General features: G+C 69.6%; 8 protein-coding genes. 6 read left to right on the top strand and 2 right to left on the bottom strand.

The window, feature by feature from the left end:
* The first annotated feature begins 114 nt into the window (after window positions 1-114).
* From ACFRFC_RS15345 to ACFRFC_RS15335, 3 genes are read left to right on the top strand one after another with little or no spacing between them, the layout of a single operon-like run.
* Window positions 115-1419, top strand: a complete 1305-nt coding sequence (locus ACFRFC_RS15345) for a M16 family metallopeptidase (RefSeq protein ID WP_383112627.1) — start codon at window positions 115-117, stop codon at window positions 1417-1419.
* Window positions 1420-1467: 48 nt separating this feature from the next.
* The gene (gene dapB / locus ACFRFC_RS15340) at window positions 1468-2220 is read left to right on the top strand and encodes a 4-hydroxy-tetrahydrodipicolinate reductase (RefSeq protein ID WP_382690109.1); all 753 of its coding nucleotides are present in this window, start codon (window positions 1468-1470) and stop codon (window positions 2218-2220) included.
* 14 nt (window positions 2221-2234) lie between these two features.
* Complete coding sequence (locus ACFRFC_RS15335) at window positions 2235-2687, top strand: hypothetical protein (RefSeq protein ID WP_382690111.1); 453 nt, start codon at window positions 2235-2237, stop codon at window positions 2685-2687.
* Window positions 2688-2814: 127 nt separating this feature from the next.
* Here ACFRFC_RS15335 and ACFRFC_RS15330 read toward each other — a convergent pair whose 3' ends face one another.
* Window positions 2815-3372, bottom strand: a complete 558-nt coding sequence (locus tag ACFRFC_RS15330; RefSeq protein WP_382690113.1) for a hypothetical protein — start codon at window positions 3370-3372, stop codon at window positions 2815-2817.
* A gap of 132 nt (window positions 3373-3504) precedes the next feature.
* Entirely contained in the window at window positions 3505-3744 is a 240-nt protein-coding gene (locus tag ACFRFC_RS15325; RefSeq protein ID WP_382690115.1) for a hypothetical protein, read from the bottom strand.
* Window positions 3745-4015: 271 nt separating this feature from the next.
* Here ACFRFC_RS15325 and thyX point away from each other — a divergent pair, with 271 nt between their 5' ends.
* The 3 genes from thyX to ACFRFC_RS15310 all read left to right on the top strand — a co-directional run bounded on the left by thyX (window position 4016) and on the right by ACFRFC_RS15310 (window position 7788).
* Window positions 4016-4774 (top strand): FAD-dependent thymidylate synthase, encoded by a 759-nt coding sequence (thyX, locus tag ACFRFC_RS15320; RefSeq protein WP_382690117.1) that lies wholly within the window; start codon window positions 4016-4018, stop codon window positions 4772-4774.
* 245 nt (window positions 4775-5019) lie between these two features.
* On the top strand, window positions 5020-5919 hold the full coding sequence (dapA, locus tag ACFRFC_RS15315; protein ID WP_382690119.1) for a 4-hydroxy-tetrahydrodipicolinate synthase: 900 nt from the start codon (window positions 5020-5022) through the stop codon (window positions 5917-5919).
* Window positions 5920-6102: 183 nt separating this feature from the next.
* Window positions 6103-7788 carry a ribonuclease J gene (locus tag ACFRFC_RS15310; RefSeq protein ID WP_382690121.1) on the top strand — a complete coding sequence of 562 codons (1686 nt, stop codon included), beginning with the start codon at window positions 6103-6105 and terminating at the stop codon, window positions 7786-7788.
* Window positions 7789-8092: the final 304 nt, after the last annotated feature.

Genomic DNA, 8092 nt, shown 5'->3' with positions numbered 1-8092 from the left:
GGCCGGGCCCGCCCGGGCCCCCGCGGGGGGCCACATGTCCCGGCTCCCCCGGCCCCCCGGGCCCCGCCCCCCCCCCCGGGGGGGGCGGGGCCCCTCGCCCGTACCCAAACCCTCATCAAGGGCACCGGCGGCATCGGCACGGTCCGTAAGACCACCCTTCCGGGTGGTCTGCGGGTCGTCACCGAGACCCTGCCCTCGGTGCGCTCCGCCACCTTCGGCATCTGGGCACACGTCGGCTCCCGCGACGAGACCCCGTCCCTCAACGGCGCCACCCACTACCTGGAGCACCTGCTCTTCAAAGGCACCGGCCGCCGCTCCGCCCTCGACATCTCCTCCGCCCTCGACGCCGTCGGCGGCGAGATGAACGCGTTCACGGCCAAGGAGTACACGTGCTACTACGCGCGCGTGCTCGACACCGACCTGCCGCTCGCCATCGACGTCGTCAGCGACATGCTCACCGGCTCGCTGATCCTCGAAGAGGACGTCAATGTCGAGCGCGGCGCGATCCTCGAAGAGATCGCCATGACCGAGGACGACCCGGGCGACTGTGTGCACGACCTGTTCGCGCACACCATGTTCGGCGACACCCCCCTCGGCCGCCCGGTCCTCGGCACGGTCGACACGGTCAACGCCCTCACCGCCGACCGCATCCGCCGCTTCTACAAGAAGCACTACGACCCCACCCACCTGGTCGTCGCCTGCGCCGGCAACATCGACCACAACAAGGTCGTACGACAGGTCCGCGCGGCCTTCGACAAGGCGGGCGCCCTGAAGGAATCCGCCGGCGAGCCCATCGCCCCGCGCGGCGGACGGCGCAGCCTGCGCACCGCCGGCCGCGTCGAGCTGATCGGCCGCAAGACGGAACAGGCCCATGTCGTGCTCGGCATGCCCGGCCTCGCCCGCACCGACGAGCGCCGCTGGGCCCTGGGCGTCCTCAACACCGCCCTCGGCGGCGGTATGTCCTCCCGCCTCTTCCAGGAGGTCCGCGAGAAGCGCGGCCTGGCCTACAGCGTGTACTCGTACACGTCCGGCTTCGCCGACTGCGGGCTGTTCGGCGTCTACGCCGGCTGCCGCCCCTCGCAGGTCCACGATGTGCTGAAGATCTGCCGCGACGAACTCGACCACGTCGCCGAGCACGGTCTGTCCGACGAGGAGATCGCGCGGGCCATCGGCCAGTTGCGCGGCTCCACGGTCCTCGGCCTGGAGGACACCGGCGCGCTGATGAACCGTATCGGCAAGAGCGAGCTGTGCTGGGGCGAGCAGATGTCCGTCGACGACATGCTGCTGCGGATAGCCTCGGTGACCCCCGACGACATCCGCGCGGTCGCCCGCGACATCCTGGGACAGCGGCCCTCCCTGTCGGTGATCGGCCCGCTGAAGGACAAACAGGCCGCCCGGCTGCACGACGCCGTCGCCTGAGCCCGTATGCCGTCGCCCGACCCCGTATCCGGTAAGGAAGCACAGAAGATGAGCAAGCTGCGCGTGGCGGTCCTCGGCGCCAAGGGCCGGATCGGCTCCGAGGCGGTACGGGCGGTCGAGGCCGCCGAGGACATGGAACTGGTCGCCGCCCTCGGCCGCGGCGACTCGCTGGAGGCGCTCACCGCGTCCGGCGCCCAGGTCGCGGTCGAACTGACCACGCCCGACTCGGTGATGGCCAACCTCGACTTCTGCGTCGGGCACGGCATCCACGCGGTCGTCGGTACGACGGGCTGGACCGAGGCCCGCCTGGCACAGCTGCGCGACCGGCTCGACAACTCCCCGGGGACCGGCGTGCTGATCGCGCCCAACTTCTCCATCGGCGCGGTCCTGACCATGAAGTTCGCGCAGCTCGCCGCCCCGTACTTCGAGTCCGTCGAGGTCGTGGAACTGCACCACCCGAACAAGGTGGACGCCCCCAGCGGCACCGCCACGCGCACCGCCCAGCTCATCGCCGAGGCCCGCGCCAAGGCGGGCTCGGCCCCCGCCCCGGACGCCACGGCGACGGCCCTGGAGGGCGCCCGCGGCGCCAGCGTCGACGGCGTCCCGGTCCACGCGATCCGGCTGCGCGGCCTGCTGGCGCACCAGGAGGTCCTGCTGGGCGGCGAGGGCGAGACCCTCACCATCCGCCATGACTCACTGCACCACAGCAGCTTCATGCCGGGCATCCTGCTGGGCGCCCGCCGCGTGGTGACCACTCCGGGCCTCACCTTCGGCCTGGAACACTTCCTGGACCTGAGCTAGGCCGTACGACCGTCATGCGCGCGAAGCTCGCCTACGCCCTCACGGCCGCCGTCCTGGTCTTCTACTTCGTCCTGGCCGGCAGCCGGGGCGTGCTGCTGATCAAGGCCGGCACGCTCCTCACCGTCACCTTCGGCGTCGCGGTGCTGATCCTGCCGGTGATCGGGGTGTGGTTCCTGTGGAAGAACACCCAGTTCGTCCGCAAGGCCAACGCCTTGGCTGTCCAGCTCGATGCCGAGGGGGGCCTGCCCGTCGACGAACTGCGCCGCCTGCCCAGCGGGCGCGTCGACCGCGACTCGGCCGACGAGGTCTTCGCCCGCCGCAAGGCCGAGGCGGAAGCCGCCCCCGACGACTGGCGCACCTGGTTCCGCCTCGCCATCGCCTACCGCGACGCCCGCGACACGCCCCGGGCCCGCAAGGCCATGCAACGGGCGATCACCCTGCACGAGGGGGTACGGGGGGCGGGGTGAGGGCGAGGGCACGCCTGGACCCCAGCAACCGGTGGGGCGCCGCAAGTGCGACACGACAGGGCCCGGTCCGACACTCGCACTCGGACCGGGCCCGCCCCGTTCACCCGCAGGCGTCGCGCCTACCGGCTCAGCCCTTCCTCCCGTACTCGTCGGCCCAGACCTCCACCGAGTCCGCAGCCCGGTCGAACGCCTCGACCCGGGCCAGGAAGTCGGCGTTGTGCGTGGTCATCAGGGTCGGCGTGTCGGTGGCCGGCCGGTCGTTGCGCACCAGCACCAGTGCCTGGCCCTGCACCGTGCGCGGCAGCCCGAGCCAGCGCACCGGCTGCTGCACCGTCCGTACGGAGCCGATCTTGCGCCACGGCACCGTACGGGTGAAGCCGAAGCGCACATGCCGCAGCCCGTGGGCGCTCACCCACACACCCGAGCGCAGCAGCCGCAGCGCCACCGCGATGAGCACCAGCGCGATGCCGAACACCACCGCGGCGCCGGACACCGTGCCCGTGAGCGCGATGATGACGGCCGCGAACAGCACGTAGGAGGCGAGCAGCAGCCACAGGGCGGCGATGCCGACCCGCCAGGGTCCGGGGCGGTAGGGCCGCCGCCAGCGGTCTCGGTCGTCGAACGGCAGCGCGGTGTCGTCCGTCGTGTCGAAGGCACGCTCGGCCGTCAGGAAGGGCAGGGGCACGGCTGGTCCTCACTCGTCCATGCATGGGCTGTGCCCGGTGAGGCTATCGAGCCGTGTCGCGGCTCACCACCCTAGGGGGCCCGGATGGGGTCAGTGGTCCCTCGATGCCTGCTCAGGGGGCTCAGCGAGGGCTCAGCGCCCGTCCGTCGCCTGTGACTGCTGCGTCGGGGTGGCCGAGCGGTCCTGCTCCAGCGCCGGCATGCCGACGACCAGGGAGCCTATGAGAGCGGCGACGATGGTGAGCCCCAGCAGCGAGCGCCCGGCTATCTGCCCGGCCGACGGGCGGGCACGCGGTGGGGGAGTGACATTGCTGCGGAAACTGTCGGCCTCGGCGAGGAAGGCGAAGGGTACGGGCTCGCGCCGGCGGAACATGGGTGGTGCTTCTCCTCTCGGGCTCGCATCGCGGCGTGCGGCACTCGGCGCTCGGATCCAGCGGTTCGAACGCGTCACGCTCACCCATACAGACGAGCGAACGGACCGGAAAGTGCCCCCAATCACCGAATTGGCAGAAGTTCGCAGATGTTCGCAGGAGTTCGCCGACGGTGACCCAGATGTCGTGCCCGGCGGTGAGCGGCCCGCTGTCAGTGCCGGGCCGTAGAGTGGGCGCCGCCCGAGTGAAGTGGATGGAAGGGACCCTCCGACCGTGACCGACAGCCCCGCCGACGCCCCCCAGGACGCCCCGGATCTCAAGCCGAGCTTCCGCGGCGACGTCACCGTCGAGCTGGTCAAGCACACCGCGTCCGACGCGGACGTGCTCTTCGCCGCGCGCGTCTCGACCGCGGGCGAGAAGTCCCTGGACGAGCTGAAGAAGGACCCGGAGCGCTCCAAGGGCCTGATCAACTACCTGATGCGGGACCGGCACGGCAGCCCCTTCGAGCACAACTCGATGACCTTCCTGATCAGCGCCCCGATCTTCGTCTTCCGCGAGTTCATGCGCCACCGCGTGGGCTGGTCGTACAACGAGGAGAGCGGTCGCTACCGCGAGCTGGAGCCCGTCTTCTACGTCCCCGACGAGTCCCGCAAGCTGGTCCAGCAGGGCCGCCCGGGCAAGTACCGGTTCGTCGAGGGCACCCAGGCCCAGCAGGAGCTGGTGGGCCGCGTCATGGAGGACTCCTACCGTCACTCCTACGAGGCGTATCAGGAGATGCTGGCCGCGGGCGTCGCCCGAGAGGTCGCCCGCGCGGTCCTCCCGGTCGGCCTGTTCTCGTCGATGTACGCCACGTGCAACGCGCGCTCGCTGATGCATTTCCTCGGCCTGCGCACCCAGCACGAACTGGCCAAGGTCCCCTCCTTCCCGCAGCGCGAGATCGAGATGGTCGGCGAGCTGATGGAGGCCGAATGGGCCCGGCTGATGCCCCTCACCCACGCCGCCTTCAACGCCAACGGCCGGGTCGCCCCGTGACCGCGGCGCTGACCCGCACACACGCGCCCGCGCGGCACGGATGTCCTGAGCCGCGGGCACAGATGTACGGATCAGCCGAGCGAAGTGTCCGTATTGCGGCATTTAGAGAAGTTCATCTAGCCTGATCAAACGGACCCGGCACTGCTTGAACCCCCGAGCAGGCAGTGCCGGGCTCCGTATTTGTCATGACGTATCCGACATCCCACGGGCAGACCGTGCCTTGAGCAGCGAGTAGCGTGTAACCCATGGCTCCGACCTCGACTCCGCAGACCCCCTTCGGGCGGGTCCTCACCGCCATGGTCACGCCCTTCACGGCGGACGGCGCACTCGACCTCGACGGCGCTCAGCGGCTCGCCACCCACCTGGTGGACGCAGGCAACGACGGCCTGATCATCAACGGCACCACAGGCGAGTCCCCCACGACCAGCGACGCGGAGAAATCGGACCTGGTACGAGCCGTACTGGAAGCGGTCGGCGACCGCGCCCACATCCTGGCGGGCGTCGGCACCAACGACACCCACCACAGCATCGAGCTGGCCCGCACCGCCGAGCGCATCGGCGCCCACGGCCTGCTCATCGTCACCCCCTACTACAACAAGCCCCCGCAGGAGGGCCTCCGCCGGCACTTCACGGCCATCGCCGACGCCGCCGAACTGCCGGTGATGCTCTACGACATCCCGGGCCGCAGCGGGGTCCCGATCAACACCGAGACCCTCGTCCGCCTCGCCGAGCACCCGCGCATCGTCGCCAACAAGGACGCCAAGGGCGACCTGGGCCGTGCCGGCTGGGCCATCGCCCGGTCCGGCCTCGCCTGGTACTCCGGCGACGACATGCTCAACCTGCCCCTGCTCTCCGTCGGCGCGGTCGGCTTCGTCTCCGTCGTCGGCCATGTCGTCACCCCCGAGCTGCGCGAGCTGGTCGAGGCGTACACCAGCGGTGACGTACAGAAGGCGACCGAGATCCACCAGAAGCTGCTCCCGGTCTACACCGGCATGTTCCGCACCCAGGGCGTCATGACCACCAAGGCCGCCCTCGCCCTCCAGGGACTGCCCGGCGGCCCGCTGCGCGCCCCCATGGTCGAGTGCTCACCCGAAGAGATCGACCAGCTCAAGATCGATCTTGCCGCGGGCGGGGTACAGCTCTGACATCGGACTTCGCGAGGCACGGCCTCGTCACAGGCTTCACAACTGAATAAGCGGGCCACCGGTGCCCGCGCAGTCGCAGAAGAAATCACAGCAGAAAACTGACCACGACAATTGCGTCTTGCACGAACGTCATGCGCGCCACGTGCCACACCGGTACGTGGCGCGCGTGGTGAGGAGAGTCTTTTGAGTCATCCGCATCCTGAACTCGCCCCGCCCCCGCCGCTCCCCGAAGGCGGCCTGAGGGTCACCCCGCTCGGCGGTCTCGGTGAGATCGGCCGGAACATGACGGTCTTCGAGTACGGCGGCCGTCTGCTGATCGTCGATTGCGGGGTGCTCTTCCCCGAGGAGGAGCAGCCCGGAATCGATCTGATCCTGCCCGACTTCTCGTCCATCCGGGACCGCCTCGACGACATCGAGGGCATCGTCCTCACCCATGGTCACGAGGACCACATCGGCGGTGTCCCCTACCTTCTGCGGGAGAAGCCGGACATCCCGCTGATCGGCTCCAAGCTCACCCTCGCCCTGATCGAGGCCAAGCTCCAGGAGCACCGCATCCGCCCGTACACCCTTGAGGTGGCGGAGGGACACCGCGAGCGCATCGGCCCCTTCGACTGCGAATTCGTCGCCGTCAACCACTCCATCCCGGACGCGCTGGCGGTCGCCATCCGCACGCCCGCCGGCATGGTGGTGCATACCGGCGACTTCAAGATGGACCAGCTCCCGCTCGACGGCCGGCTCACCGACCTCCACGCGTTCGCCCGCCTGAGCGAGGAGGGCATCGACCTTCTTCTCTCGGACTCGACGAACGCGGAGGTCCCGGGCTTCGTCCCGCCCGAGCGCGACATCTCCAACGTCCTGCGCCAGGTCTTCGGGTCCGCCCGCAAGCGGATCATCGTGGCCAGTTTCGCCAGCCATGTCCACCGCATCCAGCAGATCCTGGACGCCGCCCACGAGTACGGGCGCCGGGTCGCCTTCGTCGGCCGCTCGATGGTCCGCAACATGGGCATCGCCCGTGACCTGGGCTATCTGAAGGTCCCGCCGGGCCTGGTCGTGGACGTCAAGACCCTCGACGACCTCCCGGACAGCCAGATCGTGCTGGTCTGCACGGGCTCCCAGGGCGAACCGATGGCGGCCCTGTCCCGCATGGCCAACCGCGACCACCAGATCCGCATCGTCGACGGCGACACGGTGATCCTGGCGTCGTCCCTGATCCCCGGCAACGAGAACGCGGTCTACCGCGTGATCAACGGCCTGACCCGCTGGGGCGCCAACGTCGTCCACAAGGGCAATGCCAAGGTCCATGTCTCCGGCCACGCGTCCGCGGGCGAGCTGTTGTACTTCTACAACATCTGCCGCCCACGCAACCTGATGCCGGTCCACGGCGAATGGCGCCACCTGCGGGCCAACGCCGAACTCGGCGCTCTGACCGGAGTCCCGCACGACCGCATCGTCATCGCCGAGGACGGCGTCGTCGTCGACCTCATCGAGGGCAAGGCCAAGATCTCCGGCAAGGTCCAGGCGGGATATGTCTACGTCGACGGCCTCTCCGTAGGTGATGTGGGAGAGCCGGCGCTCAAGGACCGCAAGATCCTCGGGGACGAGGGCATCATCTCGGTCTTCGTGGTCATCGACTCCTCCACCGGAAAGATCACGGCAGGCCCGCATGTCCAGGCCCGCGGCTCCGGTATCGAGGACTCCGCCTTCGCGGCCGTCCTCCCGAAGGTCACCGAGTCACTGGAGCGTTCGGCCCAGGACGGTGTGGTCGAGCCGCACCAGCTCCAGCAGCTCATCCGCCGAACCCTGGGCAAGTGGGTCTCCGACACCTATCGCCGCAGGCCGATGATCCTGCCGGTGGTCGTGGAGGTCTGACGGACCGCCAGGATCCCGCCGGCGCATCACACGAGCGGGGCGCCCCGATTTGCATCGGGCGCCCCGCTCCAGTACGTTTACGGCTCCGCCCCCACGGGAACACCGGTCGCCTCAGGCGCCCGGACCATGTGTCCGCAGGGCGCGGAAATTCCGACTCAGAATCTCTGATAAAGTCGGGCCTCGCCGGAAAGGGAATCGCGAAAGCGAGAACCTGGAAAGCGAATCCGAGGAAATCGGACCGGGAAAAGGTCTGATAGAGTCGGAGACACCGAAGGGAAGCCCGGAGGAAAGCCCGAGAGGGTGA

The organism is Streptomyces sp. NPDC056734 (assembly GCF_042790455.1).
Taxonomy (GTDB): Bacteria; Actinomycetota; Actinomycetes; order Streptomycetales; family Streptomycetaceae; genus Streptomyces.
This window is presented reverse-complemented; position numbering and strand designations above follow the sequence as displayed.